This window comes from Ekhidna sp., from assembly GCF_965227465.1.
In the GTDB taxonomy this organism is placed as follows: Bacteria; Bacteroidota; Bacteroidia; order Cytophagales; family Cyclobacteriaceae; genus Ekhidna.
Window position 1 is genome coordinate 971,990 of the sequence record NZ_OZ245746.1, and the last position, 19,726, is coordinate 991,715.

Annotated in this window: 16 protein-coding genes; 4 read left to right on the forward strand and 12 right to left on the reverse strand. The window is 41.4% G+C overall.

All coding sequences use genetic code 11. From position 1 onward, the window contains the following. Positions 1–46: 46 nt before the first annotated feature. Positions 47–5,362, forward strand: coding sequence for a right-handed parallel beta-helix repeat-containing protein (locus ACO05G_RS04500; RefSeq protein ID WP_421764881.1), 5,316 nt, complete (start codon positions 47–49; stop codon positions 5,360–5,362). Between the two features lie 87 nt (positions 5,363–5,449). Here the strand turns inward: ACO05G_RS04500 and ACO05G_RS04505 are convergent, their stop codons facing one another. The 3 genes from ACO05G_RS04505 to ACO05G_RS04515 all read right to left on the reverse strand — a co-directional run bounded on the left by ACO05G_RS04505 (position 5,450) and on the right by ACO05G_RS04515 (position 9,080). Continuing rightward, entirely contained in the window at positions 5,450–6,907 is a 1,458-nt protein-coding gene (locus ACO05G_RS04505) for an amidohydrolase family protein (RefSeq protein WP_421764882.1), read from the reverse strand. A 33-nt stretch (positions 6,908–6,940) separates the two neighbouring features. Further along, positions 6,941–7,936, reverse strand: coding sequence for a DUF6624 domain-containing protein (locus ACO05G_RS04510; protein WP_421764883.1), 996 nt, complete (start codon positions 7,934–7,936; stop codon positions 6,941–6,943). A gap of 106 nt (positions 7,937–8,042) precedes the next feature. Further along, entirely contained in the window at positions 8,043–9,080 is a 1,038-nt protein-coding gene (locus tag ACO05G_RS04515) for a serine hydrolase domain-containing protein (RefSeq protein WP_421764884.1), read from the reverse strand. A gap of 242 nt (positions 9,081–9,322) precedes the next feature. On the opposite strand from ACO05G_RS04515, the gene ACO05G_RS04520 reads away from it, so the two are divergent. Both ACO05G_RS04520 and ACO05G_RS04525 read left to right on the forward strand, forming a co-directional pair. Then, positions 9,323–10,408 (forward strand): helix-turn-helix domain-containing protein, encoded by a 1,086-nt coding sequence (locus tag ACO05G_RS04520; RefSeq protein ID WP_421764885.1) that lies wholly within the window; start codon positions 9,323–9,325, stop codon positions 10,406–10,408. Positions 10,409–10,487: 79 nt separating this feature from the next. After that, complete coding sequence (locus ACO05G_RS04525; protein ID WP_421764886.1) at positions 10,488–12,230, forward strand: serine hydrolase; 1,743 nt, start codon at positions 10,488–10,490, stop codon at positions 12,228–12,230. A 683-nt stretch (positions 12,231–12,913) separates the two neighbouring features. Here ACO05G_RS04525 and ACO05G_RS04530 read toward each other — a convergent pair. From ACO05G_RS04530 to ACO05G_RS04545, 4 genes are all read right to left on the reverse strand, one after another. Further along, on the reverse strand, positions 12,914–13,225 hold the full coding sequence (locus ACO05G_RS04530) for a hypothetical protein (RefSeq protein WP_421764887.1): 312 nt from the start codon (positions 13,223–13,225) through the stop codon (positions 12,914–12,916). Positions 13,226–13,595: 370 nt separating this feature from the next. Then, complete coding sequence (locus ACO05G_RS04535; protein WP_421764888.1) at positions 13,596–14,204, reverse strand: hypothetical protein; 609 nt, start codon at positions 14,202–14,204, stop codon at positions 13,596–13,598. A 265-nt stretch (positions 14,205–14,469) separates the two neighbouring features. Continuing rightward, positions 14,470–14,757, reverse strand: coding sequence for an addiction module antidote protein (locus tag ACO05G_RS04540; protein WP_421764889.1), 288 nt, complete (start codon positions 14,755–14,757; stop codon positions 14,470–14,472). Beyond that, on the reverse strand, positions 14,747–15,064 hold the full coding sequence (locus tag ACO05G_RS04545; RefSeq protein WP_421764890.1) for a type II toxin-antitoxin system RelE/ParE family toxin: 318 nt from the start codon (positions 15,062–15,064) through the stop codon (positions 14,747–14,749). Before ACO05G_RS04545 ends, ACO05G_RS04540 begins: the two co-directional genes overlap by 11 nt. Positions 15,065–15,798: 734 nt before the next feature. Here ACO05G_RS04545 and ACO05G_RS04550 point away from each other — a divergent pair. Then, positions 15,799–15,990, forward strand: coding sequence for a hypothetical protein (locus ACO05G_RS04550; RefSeq protein ID WP_421764891.1), 192 nt, complete (start codon positions 15,799–15,801; stop codon positions 15,988–15,990). Positions 15,991–16,504: 514 nt separating this feature from the next. Here the strand turns inward: ACO05G_RS04550 and ACO05G_RS04555 are convergent. From ACO05G_RS04555 to ACO05G_RS04575, 5 genes are all read right to left on the reverse strand, one after another. Further along, complete coding sequence (locus ACO05G_RS04555; RefSeq protein WP_421764892.1) at positions 16,505–17,002, reverse strand: MlaD family protein; 498 nt, start codon at positions 17,000–17,002, stop codon at positions 16,505–16,507. 24 nt (positions 17,003–17,026) lie between these two features. Then, positions 17,027–17,320 (reverse strand): hypothetical protein, encoded by a 294-nt coding sequence (locus tag ACO05G_RS04560; RefSeq protein WP_421764893.1) that lies wholly within the window; start codon positions 17,318–17,320, stop codon positions 17,027–17,029. A 258-nt stretch (positions 17,321–17,578) separates the two neighbouring features. Then, on the reverse strand, positions 17,579–18,082 hold the full coding sequence (locus tag ACO05G_RS04565; RefSeq protein ID WP_421764894.1) for a hypothetical protein: 504 nt from the start codon (positions 18,080–18,082) through the stop codon (positions 17,579–17,581). Between the two features lie 251 nt (positions 18,083–18,333). Next, complete coding sequence (locus ACO05G_RS04570; protein WP_421764895.1) at positions 18,334–18,807, reverse strand: hypothetical protein; 474 nt, start codon at positions 18,805–18,807, stop codon at positions 18,334–18,336. A 260-nt stretch (positions 18,808–19,067) separates the two neighbouring features. Then, entirely contained in the window at positions 19,068–19,535 is a 468-nt protein-coding gene (locus ACO05G_RS04575) for a hypothetical protein (RefSeq protein WP_421764896.1), read from the reverse strand. Between the last annotated feature and the right edge of the window lie 191 nt (positions 19,536–19,726).

Genomic DNA, 19,726 nt, shown 5'->3' on the forward strand with positions numbered 1-19,726 from the left:
TTTCTCTGAAATTCAGTATTTTACTAAGAATTAAACCACCACAGTTATGGTCATGCTCACTCACTCACTCAAGAGCATAGTGGTTAATGCTACATGTAAAATCAATCCTGCTTTAATAAAATCAGGATCTTTTTTTCTCGCATTACTGCTCTGTTCGCATTTAATATTTTCACAGGTAGTCATTAATGAAGTCGTAACAGATCCCCAACAAGACTGGAGTACCAATGGGTTTGATGGAACAGATGGAGCAAGCACAATTGATTCCAATGATGATTGGATCGAGCTATATATTACTGGAAATGGTTTGGACCTTACCGGATGGACCATCGAACTAAATGATGGGACGGATGAATCAGGGACCATTGCCGCTGGTGGTGCATTTACCGTAATGAATTACATCTCCGGAACCGGAGGTTCATTTACCGATACCGACGCTGGAGATTATATTGTACTGGGTGAAATGACATCTGGAGCGATTAATCAAAGTGTGACGGTGGTACTGCGCGACAATGCTGCCACACTTATTGATCAAGTTATTATTGCCGCTGCATCTGGCACAATGTTTACCGGGAATTCCGCTGATGCTACAGATGAATCTGTTTGCCGTATTCCCAATGGACAAGATACGGATGTGGAAGTAGATGATTTTGTAAAAACACGAGCCACATTGGGAGTAACCAATTCCCCCACTGGAACTGTACTGATCAATGAGGTGGTTACGAATCCTCGCACAGATTGGAGTACTAATGACTTTGATGGGACAGATGGAGGCGGAACAATTTCAGAAGTAGATGAATGGATCGAATTATATATTGGAACAGATAGCTTAAACCTCACCAAGTGGACCTTCAATATTAGTGATAGCGATGGAGCTTTTAATGGTGATCTAACTTCCACTGGAGCTTTTGATGTGGTAAACTACATTGGAAGTGGTGACTTTACGCAAACCGCAGTAGGAGATTATCTGGTTTTGGGTAACCCTGACGGGGGAAATGACATGAATACCGACGTTTACATCCAACTATTTGATGCAGATGGAACGATGATAGATGATGTGGAGATAGGTGACAATGAAGAAGGGGATGCCGTCGATGATGGTGCACCCAATAGTTTTGGGAGTTCAGTCGCAGACGAATCGGTGGCAAGAATTAGCAATGCTTCAGATACAGACGTAGACGCAACGGACTTTCAGGGTGTGGTTTCCACGCTGGGAACAGAAAATGGATTGATAAACGTTTTTGTGGATGCGTCCGCAACTGACGATACAGGTCTTGGCACGGTAGGAGATCCTAAACAACTGATCCAATCAGGGATAGATCTCGCGCTTACTACAGGAACAGTGACTGTGGCAGGAGGTACTTATACAGAAAACCTTACAATCTCAAAATCACTTACACTCAATGGAGCCAATCAAGGAACGGCTGGAAATGGCACAAGAGTCGCTGAGTCGCAAGTCGATCCTGGGACAAACTCAACTGCAATAGTGATAAGCGCTAATGATGTTACAATAGACGGAATTCAGGTTGGGACAGACGCATCTACCTCCAATTCGACAAATGGTATTTCGGCAACCATCAGTGAAGCTATCACAATTACAAACAGCATTGTTTATGCGAACAGTGTCGGGGTTTCTATTGTTGGTTCATCTACTGGTACAGTCTCCATTGCTAATAATCTGGTTTCGATGCTAGCCGTAGAGGATGCCACTAATGCGACAAGTGGTAGTATAGGTATTATACTTTCAACAATCTCCGGAGATGCGGATGCGAATGTGACAGGTAATGACATTACAAACGCAGGCATAGGGATTTCTACTTATGCATTGACATCAACTACTGAGGCAGTCATCGATGGCGGAACATACACAGGATGCACATCTGGAATAATCCCTTTAAATACGGATGGGGGAGGTGGCTTTAGCCCCTCTGCTTTGACAATTCAAAACATAACTATGTCCGGCTTTATTACTGATGCAGATGTGGTAAATCCTGATACGGAAGTTGGTGTTTATGTTGTTGCTGCAGGTGGTACAACATCAGACGACCTCTCCATTACGATGGATAATTTAGATATTTCAGGTGTCGGTAATGGAGCTTCAAACAATGCAGGGATTATTGTTGGAGATTTTCCTACAGCGAGTGATGGAGCAGGTATAGTTGCTACAATAACAAATTGTAATATCCATGATAATTCAAATCGTGGCATCTATACCCGAGGAGAAGATGCTGTGACGAATGTCTTACAGTCGTCTATAACCGGAAATGGATTTGACCCTCATGCCACAGGAGGAAATCCGGGATTTAGTGTAATTGCAAGAGAAGCGTCAAGTACCACAGTTTCAAATTGCTTCATCACTAATCCGGCCACTTTAAGCTCACCGGAAGATATACCCTCAAATTATTACGTTTCGGGTCTTCATATTTCGACAGCCGGAAGTCTAACGGTAAGTGATTGTAGTCTAAATGATAACAGCAATGGCTTGATAGCTGAGACAGCAGGGATAGACCTATCTGGTAATTATTTCAGCACGACAACTGAAGCCACCATAGATGCAGCAGTGGGATCTAATGATTTCACCCCCTGGCTTGCCCTTGGAACGGATACTGATTTAGGAACGGATGGATTTCAGGGTGATTTTAGCAGTCTGATCGTAGGAGTTTCGGGAGCACAGACCGGCAGTTCCGGAAGAATTGAGGAAGCAGTCGGACTTGTTGATGCCAGCGGAACCATCCAGGTGAATGCAGGGACTTATGCGGAGAGCTTATCAATTGCTAAATCGCTTACATTAAATGGCGCTAATCAAGGTATTGCTGGTTCCGGTTCTCGAAGTGCAGAGTCGATTATTGAGCCTTCAAGTGCGAATATTGGTGTTACGATTGGTGCATCAGATATTACTGTTGATGGATTTCAATTTGGCACAGATAACACAACTTCAAATAACTCAGTGGCTATTTCCAATACTGCATTTACCGGTATGAATGCTTCAAATAATGTGATTTATGCTAACTCTGCTGGTATATCTGTAAATACAATTGCCTCAGGGACCTTGACTGTTTCTAACAACTCGATTGAGATGTTGAACCTGGAGGACCCGCTTAATGCCACCAACCCAAGCATTGGCATTGGGGCACAAAATATTACGGGGACAGCAGATGCTGACTTTACTGATAATGACATTCAGACTGCTTCTTATGGATTCTTTGGGTATAATTTGAACGCATCACCTACCGTCACCATAGATAATGGCAATTACACTGGATGTGTGAAAGGAATTGAGATTGATAATACCGAGGGAGTAGGGTTTAATCCAAGTACGGTAAATATTTCCAATGTCACCATGTCCGGTTTTGTCAATCCAGATGCAGATGTTGCATTCCCCGATGCACAGGCAGGGATTTATTCATTTGTCTCCGGGTCAGGTACTGCAACAGATGATATTACCCTAATCATCACAGGTGTCGATATATCCGGTGTAGGAAATGCAGCAAGCGATTATTCAGCTATTTATTTAGGAGATTTTGCCAGTGATGGAATTGCCATTAATTACACCATTACCAACTCCAACATTCATGACAATCTCAACAGAGGAATATTTGTGCGAGGAGAAGATGCTACAGCCAATATCAGCACATCTACCATCACTGGAAACGGATTTGATCCTAGAGGTGTTGGCGGCAATCCAGGTTTTAGTGTAATTGCACGAAATGGAGGCACGGCAATTGTCGATCAATGTGTGATCACGAATGCAGCGGTTCAATCAAATTTTACGACATCAGGTTTACACGCTTCGGTAGGAGGTAGCGTTACAGTTTCAAATAGTGGCATTACCAATAATGGTAATGGAACCATTGCAGAAGGTGTTTCGGGTAGCACAATGAACATATCTGGTAATTGGTTAGGGTCATCTGATGAGACAACCATACAAGGGTTTTTATCCAGCCCTACGCTGATAGATATTACTCCTTGGCTAAACGATGGCACAGATACAGATGGTGGGTCTGCTGGTTTTCAGGGAGATTTTGATGCCCTGACCGTAACATCATCAGGAGCTCAAACATCCGGAGCTCGCTTGCAAGAGGGGCAGGACTTGGTAAATGCCAGTGGCACTGTTACTATCCTTCAGGCAGACTATGCGGAAACGCTAACAGTTTCAAAAGATATGGCAATAAATCCAGAGGCAAACACGACCATCGATGATATCACTGTAAACGGAGGTACTCTTAATGTATTGGCAGATCTTGAAATCAATAACGTTCTCACCTTAACCAGTGGAGTGTTGGACATTGATTTGGATGATGGAAACAAGTCGGATGATCCTGCTTTGACGATCAATAACGCTGTTGCAGGCACCTTTTCGGCAACCAATCACATTGAAGGTAAAGTTGAAACCGCTATATCAGCATTGGGGAGCTTCTCCTTTCCTGTAGGGGATGCAGGCTCATATCGGCCGGTTACACTATCTCCTTTGAATGCAACTACTTTCTCAGTTTCTCATATTGAAGGTGCCACTCAGGAGGGCTTGGGAACAGATGGCGCAATTAAGGATTTAATTGGAGTTTCCGGGATTCAAAGTGTAATGGATTTTAGGTATTGGACCATCGATGTGATATCTGGAATTCCCGGGCTGAGCACTGTGACTTTGCAAGCAGAAGGTAGCGACTTGATATCAGACCCCTCATCACTGGGGATGCTCAGATTCGATGGATTGGATTGGTTGATTACGTCCTTGACAGGAGGAGCGGGTACTGGTCCATACACGGTGACTGCTACCACTGCGAGTTTTAGTGATTTTTCCATGCTTAGTACAGATGCCAGCGCAAATCCGCTTCCTGTAGAGCTGTTAACTTTTTCCGGTAAACAAACTGATGGAATAATCGAATTAGCCTGGTCAACTCTTTCGGAAATTAATGCCGATAAGTTTCAGGTTGAGAGAAAGAGTCTTAATGAGGAAGTTTTTAGTACGGTTGGAGTTGTTTTGGCGAATGGAAATACCAATGAGCGGTCAGATTATCAATTTGTGGATTCGGATATGGATGATGAAGCTTTCTACTATCGGCTAAACATGGTTGATTTTGATGGGAGCAACGAATATTCTCCAACTATTTTAGTGATGCCTGAATTAGGGGAAGTTCTACTGAGGGTATTCCCAAACCCGGCCTCTGATTATATTGAAATGGATGGCGCTGAAACCAAATACATTAAGAAAATTGCATTCTACGATTTGAATGGAAAATTGCAGAAAAATATAACCCATTTTAATAATAGGAGACTGCCTATTTCAGATCTTCCTGTTGGACACTACATCTTGCGCATCGAACTTATTGATGGTCAAATTCTGGAGGGAGAGCTTATCAAAAATTAAACTCTTACTTATTTTATTTTCAATGAATTCATCCATTCTGGATAGTAACCGCCACCATTCGGTATAATTGGAAGTAGTCCTTCATTGCTAATGATTAGCATCTAATCGCGCTAAAATTTGATCTAAACGATCTCTGTCATAATACTTTCCTTGCTTTATGACCGCATTGATCTGTCGGGTATTATTTATATCATCAAGTGGATTTGCGTCAAGAATGACTAGATCTGCCCACTGATTCTCCTGTATGGACCCGAGTTTATTTTCCATTCCGAAGTATTTGGCCGGATTTAAAGTTGCGGCCTTAATTGCATCCAGTGGCGACAATCCGGCTTCTACCAATATCGCCAACTCCTTGTGTAAGCTCCTGCCTGGAGTTAAGAAGAAGATGGGACAATCTGTGCCTGCCATTATATCAATCCCAGCTTCATGAACTTGTCCCACCATGTTTATCAGCCAGTCTGAGTATTGCTCATTGAAAGGTTTCAATTTTCTCTTTGAGAGCTCATTAATATTCGTTAACCATTGCTGCTCAATGGATGCAGGCAAATAGTTAAAACTCTCCTGCCAGCTGGAGTCTACCCAATACCTTTCAGTAAATCCGGTGCTTAATGCAAGGGTAGGGATTTGCCAGGTTTGGTTTTTCGCCAAGACATTCAAGACTTCCTTAGCTTTATTTGGGTCGTAATTTTTAACAGCTATTTCTCTTTGAGCTTGATGAATTCTGGAGCGTAAAACTCCTCCTCTATCCCCTTTACCAGAAGCAAGAAGCCTTCGTCGTTGCTCCAGTAGTTCGGCTGCATTCGAAGCGCATGACAACTCCAGATTTCTCAAGTGTTCCATGCTATTTAGACCGGCATTGGAAGCACTCATTACATCCATACTCAAAGGCACGTGTCCGGTTACTTTAAGCCCTTTTTCTTTTGCAAGTATCATAACAGTGGCAAACTGTTCCGGACTCAACATCTCGTAGGCTTTTAGAAAGTCAACACCTAAGCTATCAAGTTCATTAATCTTATCTACTACGTCAGTAACAGACCCCAATCCGACAGATAGTGGGGGACGGCTGGGATCACTGCCATCATAAACATTAGGCATTCCGTCTAACAGCGGACCGGCAACCATAACTCTGGGAGCATCTGTAGGGTTAGCCAGTGATTTTTCCTTCCATTGATTCACAAAAGTGATGTCGCCACCAGTATCTCTTACGCTTGTCACCCCAAAAGCCAGAAATAAATCAGGCATGCTGGAGGCCATTTCTTCGATATAGGAAAAATGAACATGGGCATCCCACAACCCTGGGATCATAAATTTCCCTGTTCCATTGATAATCGTATTCTTATCTGACAATTGCAGTTTCAGTGAAGGTGTTATTTGATGAATTATCCCATTTTTTATGATTACGGTCTGGTTTTCCGTCAATCCACTATTGGGATTAATAATAGAGATATTTTCGATGCAAAGAGCATCTTCAAATATCACCCCAGGGTTCTTGCAGGCCGAAATAATGCAGATTAGCGTAAAGGTTAAGTAGATTGAATTTTTCATATTGGCGGATTTAAATTCCTGATAAATTCTACATTACCTGTCCAGTTTCATTTCCTCAGCAGTAATCAATAGATCACTCCACTTTCCTTCGTTTGCTTGCTTTAAGTAGGCATAATCTTCATGATCCTTGATGTCATTGAAGCCTTCCCAACCTCTAGTCATAGCTCTGATCAGGAACGTATATGCTTGGACGATTTCTGTGTGTTGAGATAAAGCAAGAGCTTTACTTGCTTCCAGAAAATCCTGGGTCGTCACCGTTCCATAAGACTTTGCTACAATTAGGTAATGTTCGGCAGCAGTTGCATAGTCTTGAGTGTTCATCGCGTTCTTGGCAAGAGTCAAATTCGTTTCGTAATCTAAGACCAGTTTTTTTGCTCTCTTTTCGGCTTCTTCTACGGAAGGAATCGTGTAGTTAAATCCCATTGATTCAGCATACTCCTCAACAGACCGGGTAATCCCCATTTCTTCTCTGCGAATTTGAATATCGGATTCATCTTCAATTGGATAAAATTGGCCTTTGGTCAATCCATTATTGGTTGAACTTTGTGTTGCATAAAGTTGCTTTTCACCTTTAGAAACCTGCACTCGATCATACAAGTAGGCATAATTGCGTGGGTTCGATTGTCCGTTATCCACAGCTGCTTTTAGCAGTATTAGGCACTTTGCCTGAAACAATGGGTTTTTATCAGCATGTTGAATGATCAGCCAGGCAGCATTACTTGATTCTTTACCTACAAGATCATAAGTTGGCCACCCATACTTGGATATTATTTCCCTCATTCTAGCTGTGTTCTTCCGATCCACAGCGATGACCTCTTTGGTGAATTCTCTAAATTTTTCTGAATTATTTTTCCCTTTCCTTATCATGTCAGCCCATTTGATTCTGTTCCGCTGATCACTATTTCGCATTTTCATAATTTCCTTGGAAACATCAGGGAGCTTCACAGAATGTTTTTCCCTTTGGCCAAAGGATGGTAGTTGCATAATGAATAGCGTCATTAAAAGAAGGAGGACTTTTCTAAATACCATGTTCTTAAAAATTTGATTGTGTTTTAAGTAGCTGTGAACATCAAGTTTGATAGTCTTATCGATATGATTTTAGTATATAATGTTTTCTTATGATAATAAGGCTTGTTTATAAGCTCTTTTGGCTTTTCAAAATTTTAACAATCCTATTATTGATAATTTCTGACAAGTTCCAATTATAGAGGTCAGGGTCGGTAGTGCTATAGAACGCAATAACCACTGCGTCAATATCTTCATAATATTTTGCAAAACTTTGATATCCAGGAACCCAGCCGGCATGTTCATACTCGTAAATGGAAGAATAGATTTCTTGTTCTCCTTCTCCAAACAAAGAACCATCGTTTAACGCCCTCAGAAAGGTACCCACATCTTCCGCAGTGGCATGCATGCCATAATCGTTTGTTTTTAAATCATGGGGATATCCTACATGATAGCCACTCATCACATCCTCTATATCGACTTCACTTAGCGAGGCGAAGGTATTTTTAAGGTTCAGCGGTGCTAGAATTTCTTGCTCAATGAATTGAAAATTACCATAACCTAGTTCATCATCCATTATCTTATTAATTAGAAGATAATTGGTATTACAATATTCATAGTCTTCGCCAGGATCAAAGTTGGCCGGAAGGCCCTGTATCAGTGCAAGACTTTCTTCATAAGTCTCTGTTGGAGCTGCCCAAAAATCTGGAGCATCTGTGAAATTTGGTATTCCACTTCTATGCTGTATCATCAGTCTCAAAGTAATTTTCTCAGCGTTTTCGATTCTTCCTTCAAGTTCAGGTAAATAATCAGCGATTGTTTTATCTAGAGAAAGCCGTCCATCACTTACCAATTTGGTGACGGCCACAGCATCATATAGTTTGCTGATGCTGGCAATTTTAAACAGGGCGTTAGGTTTGGCTGGTACCTTAGATTCTCTATTATACCAACCGGAAGCAAAATATTGAGGAGGTTGATCAGCCTGGTCTATATAGACAATCATTCCTTCAAACCCATGCTCAATGGCTTCATCTAACTGTTCCTGAACGGTATCTGGTAGCGGAAGTATCCATGCCTTTACCAAAAGCCATGGTACAAAGAACAGAGAAACGATGGTTCCAACTAGTAGTGCGATTCTGATTATTAGTTTAGTTCGTTTCTTTCTCATTTATTTCATATTGATGGAATGTTGCTCATAAGATCAGATATAGCATGTGCTGTCGGTGCGATAAAAGTTGCTACATAAACCCGTGAAAAATCTTCATTTAAAAATGAATTTATGCCTTTCACGTGGAAAATTACTTGATTTGATGTTAAGATCAGGGTTGGTCTCAGTGAGACGCTAAGAACGGGGGAGATAAGTTTTATTTCTGACTTATCTTTGAATTTCTATGCGAGATGAATGATCTGATGAACTATATTATCGTGGCTGCCATCATTCACGGATTCATTTTCTCGGCTTTGTTAATTTCCAAGCATGAAAATAAGCTGGCAAACAAGCTTTTTGTATGCATGCTTTTTTCTATCCTAATAACCATTTTTACTTATGCGGTTTTACAGCTGAAGCTGTATAACTCAAACCCATGGTTACATTGGCTTCCTTTTGGTGCCAGCTTCACCATTGCTCCTGCCTTTTATCTGTTTGTAAAATATCTGGTCAATTCAAACAAAGGATTTAATAACAAGGACCTCCTCCATTTTACTCCGCTAGCATTCAACTATTTACATAGTGTTTATCACCTGATTTATGGACGGGAAATTGCCCATGTGGAGTTTCATAACTTCACTGAATCTGTCCAACTTTTAGCGATTTTACCAGGTTCAGTCTATCTGATATACACGTTTAGACTTATTAAGCAATATGAATCTAAAGTAAGGGAACAATTTTCAAACCTTCATAGCAGAACTTTAAAATGGGCTTTTATCCTTTTGTACATATTCGTGTTCATTTATGGGTTGATCCTTCTCTTTGTAATCGTGGATATTGAATTACTATTTAATTATCGGTTGGAGTTTTATGAAATGATTCTGATGCCCTATGATGAACTGCTCATTCTTAGCTATTGTGTAGCTACCTATTGGTCAACAATTGGTACATACATGTTGAAGCAGGCACCAGAAATTTTGGATGCGGGAAGACCACCTTCCAAGGACTTCAAGGCAATTGGTGAAAAGATCATTGCAGGCATGAAAGATGACCGCCTTTATTTGAACCCTGAACTTAGTCTTCGTATTATGGAAGACCATCTGGCCATACCGGCTAAAGAAATATCCTCAATACTCAATCAGTACTTTAAGAAGAACTTTTATGAGTTTACAAACGATTTTCGGGTGGAGGAAGTCAAAAAAAGACTACTTGATAAATCTAAAGAACACCTGACAATTGAGGCACTAGCTTACGATAGCGGATTTAATTCAAAAGCTACTTTCAACAGAATTTTCAAAGAGAAAACCGGGCAATCACCGAGTAATTTTCGAGCATCACAAAACAACTAGTTGTCTCTCTGCTGGCAGTAAGACCTTTAATTTCATGTTTCGCTTTAGCCTTGAGTTGTTAAACTAAAATCAACTCAAAATGAAAACAATTACAACAATAGCCTTAATAGTGGTTAGTCTAAATCTTATTGCTCAAGATTTAAACGAATCAACTATTCGAAAACTTGATTCGATCGTGCATAAGCAAATGCAAGCAAAAGGCATTGTGGGGGCGGCTTATTCGATCGCGCAGACTGATAGTTTATATGTTTCTAAAGCATTTGGATATGCCAACCTTGCCAATGAGGAAAAGCTGACATTGGAGCATCAGCACATGTTTGGTTCTATTTCTAAGCTTATGACCGCTGCATTGATTACAGAGCTGGCTGAAAAGGGGTCATTGGATCTTCATTCAGACATTCGATCCAAGGTTCCTTATCTGAAATTAAGGTTTCCGACGACTTTGCACCAGTTGATGACACATACGGGTGGATTTGAGGAGCAGGTACTTGATCGAACACGATTAATTGACCAGGAAAGGGAAACATTGAAAGAATATCTCAGTAGGAGGATGCCGGATCAGATTGTTGAACCAGGAAGTGTGGCCGCCTACTCCAATCATGGAGTGGCACTTGCAGGACTGGTGGCTGAAGAAGTAACAGGGATCCCATTCGAGGAGCTTATTAAAAAACGATTGTTTGATCCCCTCAATATGCCAACGGCAAGTTTTGCTTTTGATGAAAATTTCCTGAACAACCATGCCACCCCCTATGTGGATGGCGAAGAAGCAAATATTGAATTTGTACAGACAATTCCCGGATCCATGCTCACCGGGACCATGGGTGATCTCGAGCAATTTATGATTGCTCAACTCAACCCAGACCATACGCCAATGGCGTCCGCTATTCAAAAAATGCAGGCCGCACAATTCCAAAAGGCTGACTCATTGTACGGGAGGGGATATGGGTTTTTTGAAAGCGTATTTCGTGCAAGAAAAGGACTGGAACATGGCAATAATCGCAATGGCTTTTTCAGTCTGCTTTATATAATACCGGAAGACGGTATTGGAATTACAGTGACAGCCACAGGAAATAATACCTCGTTTAGAAATGATGTGGTCTATGGATTCCTGAGGTTGTTGTATCCGTCATCAGAAGGAATGGCCAGAGAGATACCCATAAACCAGGAGCTTTTAGATACTTACTCTGGCTCTTATCATACCATGAGAACGCATGAAACCAACATGGAAAAAATCTACCATAAAATGCAAAACCGTAAAATTGACATTGAATCGGATGGCCAGCAGCTCCTTGCGTTTGGAGATGAATACGTTTTCATTGGAGATAATACCTTCCAGTCAAAAGAGGGTATGCATCGTATTGCTTTTAAAGAAATAAATGGTGAGCAGTATCTTTTGCTTCCTGGTCGGTCTGATTATTATAATAAAGAAGGATTTATGGGTTCATCGATGAATGTCCAGATCTTGTATGTTCTGACGGGAATTTTCCTGTTCCTTCTGATTCGAAGAATTGTACTGATGGTCAAAAAGAAAAATAATCCAGCCAATAAAATCGTGGCATTGACGAATATGAGTGGAGCTGTTTTTCTGCTGGTTTTTCTGATTGCCTCTCTCGTCATCGGGACGGATTTAAATTATGGTATTCCCGTTTTGTTTTACCCCCTTTTTGTTTTACCCCTTGTATTCATTGCTGGCTCGATTGCAATTGTCATACAAATTATCAAGAAGCGGTGGACCTCAAGATGGCGATGGGCACAACTGGTGCTAATGGTTATCATGGTGTATGAACTCTATTATTGGAATTTCATTGGCTGGAACTTTTAATTCAAGTTTAAAATAAGCTGATCAGGATTGTGTTCTGAAGCAAAAACTAACTTTTCGCCCTATTTGGTGTGTTGACACTACGCCCAGATATGGCGCTGTGGCCTCCGAACTTAATTTAATTCGTTGAAATTAGCGAATCTGCCGGTGCATTCAAAGTTTCAGATACGCACTGCGCCATACAGATAAAAAACTCCCACAAGCAGAAGGTTGTAGAAAGCACTTCAGTTTCTTGGCGGCTGATAAGCGGGATGTTTAGCAGACACTTTGCAGATTGCTAAGTAAGGCCATGCGGTATATCGTATGTTACCAGCTTTTAATTTTCTCTGATCGGATAAAACCACCCAGAAATTATTACTCCAGTTAAATAGGAAAGTATCATCGGGATCATTAATGACCCTTGGATCAGCCAAAATACAAAAACAACAGTTATCATAGCGACTATGACTAGGTTAAGTCTGATTTGAAGATCAGTTAATTTAGTCGTTGTTAAATGCTTGTGAGCTAGATAGTAAATGAGAAGTCCAGGTAGAGAAAAGACAGCTCCCATTGTAATAAAAAGCATGTAAATAGATGGTTCGTCAAACACGAATTGAGTGTTAACGACAGAGTCATAAATAATCAGAAAAGTAGGACTAATAAGAAGTGTTGTTAACCAATGTTTTACAGGAAAAGTCAATTTCATTTCAACCGTCTTTATCTAGATGCTTCATGTTAGGGGGTAGTTCCTCCAAGAGGCTAAATGATATATAACGATAATTCTCTCCAAACTTTGCTAGTCCAATCATCATGTATTGTGTTAATTCACTTCCTATGAGTTTACCTACAACAAGGACAAGGTGTTTCTTATCGTTAGCAAAAAGTTGACGATATTCAAATTCTCCAAAGGACTCAAAGTACTTAGTTAAGTGTTCACCAAGTTCTTGCTTTGTTACTGCAACTTCTTGTATGCTAGGAGTTGAGAAGTGTAATGGTCCATACTCGCTTTCTGGCGCCAAACTTACAAGTGAAGAAACGTCAGAATTCGAAAGTGCTGTTTCTATTTGTTTGTATGGCTTTGTTTGTCCGAAAATAGAGTTAGCAATTCCAAATGTTAAAATTATGGCTAAAGTATTTCTTGAGTTCTAGCACAGTATTGCTATTAACGATTAGCTAGCAGGCGGATGTCCGTTACTAGCTCTTGAGAGATAAAAGTAGCGAAGGTGTCCCACTCGCACAACGCTATCTACGAAGTACTGCGTTAAACCAGACATCCGCCAGAACTGCAGACAGTTCTTCAACGCACTGAAAGTCACAGAAGGGAAGGGGAGCGGTAAGTTCCTTCGATAGTAACTAGCAGCAGTCTGACATCTGCATCGCTAGCGCTTGTTACAGGTCGTTTTCATTACCTATTTGTTCTTTCAATTGAGCTTGAACGTATCTTCTTTCGAGTTCAAGAATATCTAGTTTGATGCCCCCAATCATGGCTATCACTTGATAAATGTTACGTTGGTCAAATGCTAGATCGAAGAAGTCAATTCTGTCGAAGTTAGGATCTTTAGAGTAGTACGGGTCATCACCTGCATCCATTGCTGTTAGTCCTACGTCCATGCCTTTTTCGTTAAGATAGTTTGCTACCCTGTTAATGTAATCTTTTGTTACCCCTAGCTCATTGTCCCTTATTAAACTGGCTCGGTTAGCGAGTTCAGGGTTAACAAGATGTGTTCTGAGACCTTTGTTCCCTGGTGTGTAACCTCCAGTTTTTGCTATTGCCAATTCTTCAAGCTGTGTCAGCGTGTCCAGCGTGTTCTCAACTAATAACCTGAGTTCAGTTGTACCGGTAGTGAGTTCGCTAAGTTCGGCGTTTAGTTTGTTAGCATGATAAACCTTGTAGTCCAAGGAGTTCATGTTAAACATGTCGAACTCCAAGTCTTTTTTGGAAACATCAGTTGAGCAACTGAGAAGAACGGAGAAGAAAGTTAAGTAGAAGTATTTCATTGATCGAAGTGCAGTATGACCTGTAACGACCAGATATGGCGCTGTGGCCTCCGAGCTTAATTAATTGCGATAAAAGTAGCTTATCTGCCGGTGCATTCAAAGTATTAAACTGGCACTGCGCCATTCCAGAAAAAAATCTCCCACGAGCAGACGATAGTAGAAAGCACATCAGTTTCTTGGCGACAGATAAGCGGGATATTTAGCAGACACTTAGCAGAAAGCTAAGTAAGGCCATGCGCAATATCGTATGTTGTGAGGTGTTTATTTAGGCTGTTGGTACGTTCAAGTTGCCGCCTACGGCTCTTAGCACTTTAAGAATTGTATCAAATTGGGGCTTAGAACCCTGGGATAAGGCTTTATATAAACTTGGTCTACTTAGACCAGTTTCTTCTGCGATTCTTGACATACCTCTAGCCTTGGCTACATGTCCAAGAGCCGTTTTGATATCTTCAGCATCACCTTCTTCAAGCACTGTATTCAAGTACTCTGCAATCATTGCGTCATTTTCAAGATATTCTGCAATGTCGAATTTTGTAATATCTTTAGTTGCCATCTTCAAGTTCGTCTTTATAGTTCGACCATAAACCTTTGGCTTTAGCAATGTCCTTCTGTTGTGACGATTTTGTTCCGCCGTTGAGAAGTAGCACAACTTTGCCATTGTATTCTTTTAAGTAGACACGATATCCTTTTGCGTAATGAATTCTAAGTTCACTGATTCCTTGCCCAACGGGTTCACAATCTCCAAAATTCCCATGTTCTTCTATTCTTTGAATTCTGAATAGGATTTTGGCTTTAGCGCGTTGGTCTTTCAGCTTCCTTAGCCATTTGTCAAATACCTCTGTCTTCTCTATAGAATACATACGGCAAATGTATTCACTTGGATACAGTTCTGCAATTTTTTAGTTTGTTAGAATATGCGTGAAGAAGAATATGCCTCACAACGTCAAGATATAGCGTGTGGCTATATCCAGTTTTAAGCGATGAAATTAGCGAAAATCTGCGGAAGCACACAACGTGTTTGTACAGACACGCAGCACAAGTCAATCCCTCCGGGATTTGCCCGTGGCAAATTCCTAGAGCGAGAGCTCCGGCGCAGATGGAGCGGGCGGATAGCAGGCCAGTGGCGAAGAACTAAGCAAGCCATGCGCTATATCGCTTGTTAGGATTCTTTTGTTTTCCATGAAATGCTTCAGTCGACTTCCAGGTGAATGAAGCTATTTCGAAAACGAGATGAACGTGGCTCGAAGCAAACCAAAAAGGTGGTAAGAGCGCGATGAATGGCGCGGGACGATAGGGAGGATAGGGTGGCCGTCGGGGCGTGACTCCATCTCTACGTTTCTGTACGACAGGGAGGGGGGATCGGGTTAGCCGTGTGCTGGCCTTGCGTGACGAGCGGAATAGGACAATTAAGCGCCACCTTTCAGTAGCTATTTGGTTAAAAGTAGAAGCGGAGAGGTAAAGAGAAAAGAAGTGAATCCTAACGACCTGATAGCGCATGTGCGCTATCAGACTTGTTTAGCACTAAAGTAGCAAAAGCTGCTGAAACTTCGGTAGCTGCAATGGAACACTGCGAACCACAGATCAACCCCTCCAAATGCGAAATCAGCTCGAAGCAAATCACTTGACATGGCAGCAGCATTTGCGGATCGAGCTGCACCAAACAGGCAGAAAAGCAGTGAGCGGATATGCGCTATCTAATGTTAGATATCGCTCTGGTGGTGATGCAATTTTGGGAGTTCCAGCAGTCCGATGCATCGCCAAGCGACAAAAAGCCTACTGTCAGTAGCTCGAAGCTAAGAAGAAGGTGGCAAGAGTGCGGCAGGAGGGAGCGGGAACATCGTGGCATAGGGCAGGCGGCAGGGTGGAACACCTCTTGGAGGAACCAGCTTAGCTAACCTTCCAACAGAAAGCATGTATCGCAGCGGCCGAATGAGCCTGAAGAACTAGCCAGAGAGTGGGTGCCGGGCAGGCCGAGGAGCGGCTCGTGCGCCGCGCGAAATAGGGCAATTAAGCGCCACCTTTAGTTCAGCTAGCAGAGAAATGAGAGGTGAAAAACTGGGAAGGCTTGTGGGAGCGGGGGTGAAATCTAACGCCCAACTAGCGGGCTGTGGCCATAAAAGTAATAGAAAGCGGTGAAAGAGCGAACCTGAACGCTGCGATTAACTGCCAGAATGCACTGCGAAACACAAGAAAACCAAACCCAGCAGACGGGCATGGTAGAAAGCACTGAAATTTGCTTGGCGGAAAGGTGAGCGGTTTAGCCCTATGAACTAGGCAAATGACTCATGTGGCCATGCCCGCTAGTGATTGTTATGCTCTTTCATATGCTCTTCAAGATTTTCGTTAAGCCGTCGAAGTTCTAACAGTATCGAATCGAGCTTATCTCGGTTAGTTAGCATGTTAACACCGTTCTGTATGACTTGAGTTAATGGGTCTGCTTCAGAAGTTGCTTTGTTAACAGAGTTAGAAAGTTGAATTGTATCAGATGAAATGAAATACTCTGATGAAGTTCCTAAGTTCAAATTGATCGCCTTTTCTCCTAAAAGTCCATCGTTGTTCAATGAGATCTTAGAGTCAACAGGTACCTTTTGAAGTTCACCAGTTAGTTTGATAGTTGCTAGGATTGTTTGGTGGGATGAGACTTTAAGACTGTTCACTTTGCCAACTGCAAGTCCGTTTGCATAAACGGGAGAGGAAGTTGATAGGCCGTCAGCGTTAGAAAGTTCAAGAGTTAGTGAGTTCTGGTTAGAACATGCACAAAGAGTTAAAATAGCGACTATTTGAAGAATCTTTTTCATTTGCTCGTCAATATAATTGGGCTTTCAAACATCTCCTCCTAAAATTCTGATTACATTTTCGATTTGATTGTCTAACCCGTCGAGTGTTGTTACTTTATGCCAGTCTGCTCCTAAATACTTCTGATGGGGTTCACTTGCTTCAATTATTAGTTGTTTCTCACGACCATCATAAGTTAGCTTGTAATTGGTGCCTCGAATTCTATAAGAAAGGTGACCATATCCAAAACTAGGAGGTTGGTAGCAGTATTCTTGAAGTTCAAACTGAATCTTGTCAATGAGTTCTTTCTCTAAATGTGATCTGAATTCTTCGAAGTTCATTTGCTACTGGTGAGATTGAGCATAACGCCACGCTAGCAGGAGTGCGCCCCGAGCATGGCAGAAAGAAGCTAATATAGCGCAGCTGCCCAACACCTACAACGGTAACTATGAAAGACTGCAATTAGAAAGATAAAATCAAGAAGCAAGACAGTTGCTAGGAGAGGAGAAACTTTCAGAATGGGTAGCGGAGCGGTGAAGATCAGATGAAATATGTGAATAGCACTTTGGCGCATTCGTGCTAGCAACTGTTGTGGGTAGTTATTCCTTTATTACTACTTTATCATAGTTATCCTTCAGAATTTCCTGTAGAGCGTTATCAGCTTTGTACCGCTCAACTATATGTTCAAATATCAAAGTGAATTTGTCAGAAGTTGTCAAAAATCTCCATTCCCAGTCACCATCTGAGTCGGAAACATATTGGATGCTTTCGATTTCGGTAATTGGTAGAGAAAAGGCGTCTTTATTAAGGTCAAAAATTAGTTCGTCAGGTTTGTTAATGGATAGAGTTCCTCTGTATTTCTTTTGTCCTCCATACCTAATTAAAAGCATTCCTCCTATGAAACCAATTCCAGCGATCATCAAAATATTCCAATAGAAATTGTTACCCAGAAGTATGGCCTTCAATTCCAATGAAAATGGTAAATAAAGGATTGCCTGAGTTGCTATGCCGATAAATACAGCACCCATCCACAGACCGTTAGCAATTCTGAAAGTGCTCGGAGAAAATTTAATTTTAGATAGTTTGATTTTAAATGATTCCATTTCTCGGAGTGACAATTACCCACAACGTCCATGTATGAGGCGTGTGCTCTCACTTAGTGGATAGCACTAAAATAGTGAAGTCTGCCGGTGCTTCCAAAGTTTGTAGAAAGCAGTGCGTTCTGAAGTGAAAAAATCCAGCAAGGTAAAGTTCCCAAAAAGCACCAAACCTTCTCGGGAGCAGACGAAACGGGCAAGTTCAGATGAAGTTTGTAGAAAGCACGCAAGCACATGCCTGATACATTTTGTTGTGCTTAGTTTATGGTTTCTTCGCTCATCAGTTCCCATTTGATATGTCTATGAGACGGGTGGTTTTTCAGCGAGTCTTGACTCTTCCAATGTTTGATTGTTGTTACGTTGTGTTCTGTCCATTTTTCAATTCTGTGTTGATATCCGTCTTCCGTGTATTCAGATTCTGAGTTCGGATAAACATCCTGAGATATATACATTGTCGAGAATAAAGTTATGCTTACCAGTGTTGGTAAGATCAGCGCTTTTATTTTCCAGTGGCGTTTCAAGATTATAATAAGTATTGGAATCCAAAGTCCAATTAGTATTATAATTCGCAAAATTGTGGTTATGGTATCTCTGTTGTTAACATCGATGTTTGAGTATTCAGGTCTCTCTATGTCAATAAGTGAAATACCCCACATCCACAAGTAAGTTGGGATGAGGTTCAGTATAATAAATAGACTGAAAAGTGTTATCAGAAAAATTCTACTTTTCATTTACCTCTGTTTGAAGCTGGGCACCAATTAAGCACAACGACCAGCTATCGGGCGTATGTCCGCAGCTAGTGAATAGCACTAAAGTAGTGAAATCTGCCGAAGCTCACAACGGTTCCAAATCGCACTGCGTTCAGAAAATCTAAAAATCCTGCGAGCAGAAGTAAGTAGAATGCTCTGCCATTTCTCAGCGGCAGATATCACGGTCGAGTTGCACTGAAACCAGCCAGAAAGCACTGAGACATATGCCCGATGAGCGTCTGTTACCTCACGTTTTTCTTCTCCATAATAATTCCGCCAAAAGCATATTTCCCGCTTGGGAGTTCAGAAGTAAATCCGTCAAAAAGCAATCGTAAGTTCATGCGTTCATGAATACCAGATAAGATGTTTCTGACCTTTTTTGTTTCAGTTAGAGTTGAATCTTGATAGTAGTCGCTCTCTGGCTCCCAATAGTAGTAAGCTCGTTCCAATTCAGGTGTTCGGATACTGAAAGAAATGGCAGTTCCATCCAAACCGTTCACATATTCGTCAACATCTTGACAATTAGGAAGTGTTTCTATATCGTTCGAAAAACCAATATTCATAAGCTGTTCAACATGATTAGGAGGAATATTTAAAACCTGTTCAATTGTTGTGGTCCGTTCCTCTTTTCTGTTCACTTTCCAGATAGAGTTGGTCAGCGTTCCAACAAAAGTGCCATCCAGATTTTCTATTAGTTCTAGGTGTTGCATGTCGGATTTACTTATTCCGTATATCCGTTTGTGTTTGGTTTGGTCAAATGTCGTTGCTGTTCCAAGTTCTTGAGAGCTGGCTTGTTGGGATATTAGGAGCAATATGATGAAACTAACTACGTAGCGCATATGTGAGGTAACGCCACGCTAGCAGGAGTGCGCCCCGAGCATGGCAGAAAGACACTAATATA

What these genes read in the sequence shown, in the direction of transcription:
- ACO05G_RS04500 (WP_421764881.1), top strand. Translation starts at nt 47, where the DNA reads ATGGTCATGCTCACTCACTCACTCAAGAGCATAGTGGTTAATGCTACA.
- ACO05G_RS04505 (WP_421764882.1), bottom strand. Translation starts at nt 6,907, where the DNA reads ATGAAAAATTCAATCTACTTAACCTTTACGCTAATCTGCATTATTTCG.
- ACO05G_RS04510 (WP_421764883.1), bottom strand. Translation starts at nt 7,936, where the DNA reads ATGGTATTTAGAAAAGTCCTCCTTCTTTTAATGACGCTATTCATTATG.
- ACO05G_RS04515 (WP_421764884.1), bottom strand. Translation starts at nt 9,080, where the DNA reads ATGAGAAAGAAACGAACTAAACTAATAATCAGAATCGCACTACTAGTT.
- ACO05G_RS04520 (WP_421764885.1), top strand. Translation starts at nt 9,323, where the DNA reads ATGAACTATATTATCGTGGCTGCCATCATTCACGGATTCATTTTCTCG.
- ACO05G_RS04525 (WP_421764886.1), top strand. Translation starts at nt 10,488, where the DNA reads ATGAAAACAATTACAACAATAGCCTTAATAGTGGTTAGTCTAAATCTT.
- ACO05G_RS04535 (WP_421764888.1), bottom strand. Translation starts at nt 14,204, where the DNA reads ATGAAATACTTCTACTTAACTTTCTTCTCCGTTCTTCTCAGTTGCTCA.
- ACO05G_RS04540 (WP_421764889.1), bottom strand. Translation starts at nt 14,757, where the DNA reads ATGGCAACTAAAGATATTACAAAATTCGACATTGCAGAATATCTTGAA.
- ACO05G_RS04545 (WP_421764890.1), bottom strand. Translation starts at nt 15,064, where the DNA reads ATGTATTCTATAGAGAAGACAGAGGTATTTGACAAATGGCTAAGGAAG.
- ACO05G_RS04550 (WP_421764891.1), top strand. Translation starts at nt 15,799, where the DNA reads ATGCGAAATCAGCTCGAAGCAAATCACTTGACATGGCAGCAGCATTTG.
- ACO05G_RS04555 (WP_421764892.1), bottom strand. Translation starts at nt 17,002, where the DNA reads ATGAAAAAGATTCTTCAAATAGTCGCTATTTTAACTCTTTGTGCATGT.
- ACO05G_RS04560 (WP_421764893.1), bottom strand. Translation starts at nt 17,320, where the DNA reads ATGAACTTCGAAGAATTCAGATCACATTTAGAGAAAGAACTCATTGAC.
- ACO05G_RS04565 (WP_421764894.1), bottom strand. Translation starts at nt 18,082, where the DNA reads ATGGAATCATTTAAAATCAAACTATCTAAAATTAAATTTTCTCCGAGC.
- ACO05G_RS04570 (WP_421764895.1), bottom strand. Translation starts at nt 18,807, where the DNA reads ATGAAAAGTAGAATTTTTCTGATAACACTTTTCAGTCTATTTATTATA.
- ACO05G_RS04575 (WP_421764896.1), bottom strand. Translation starts at nt 19,535, where the DNA reads ATGCAACACCTAGAACTAATAGAAAATCTGGATGGCACTTTTGTTGGA.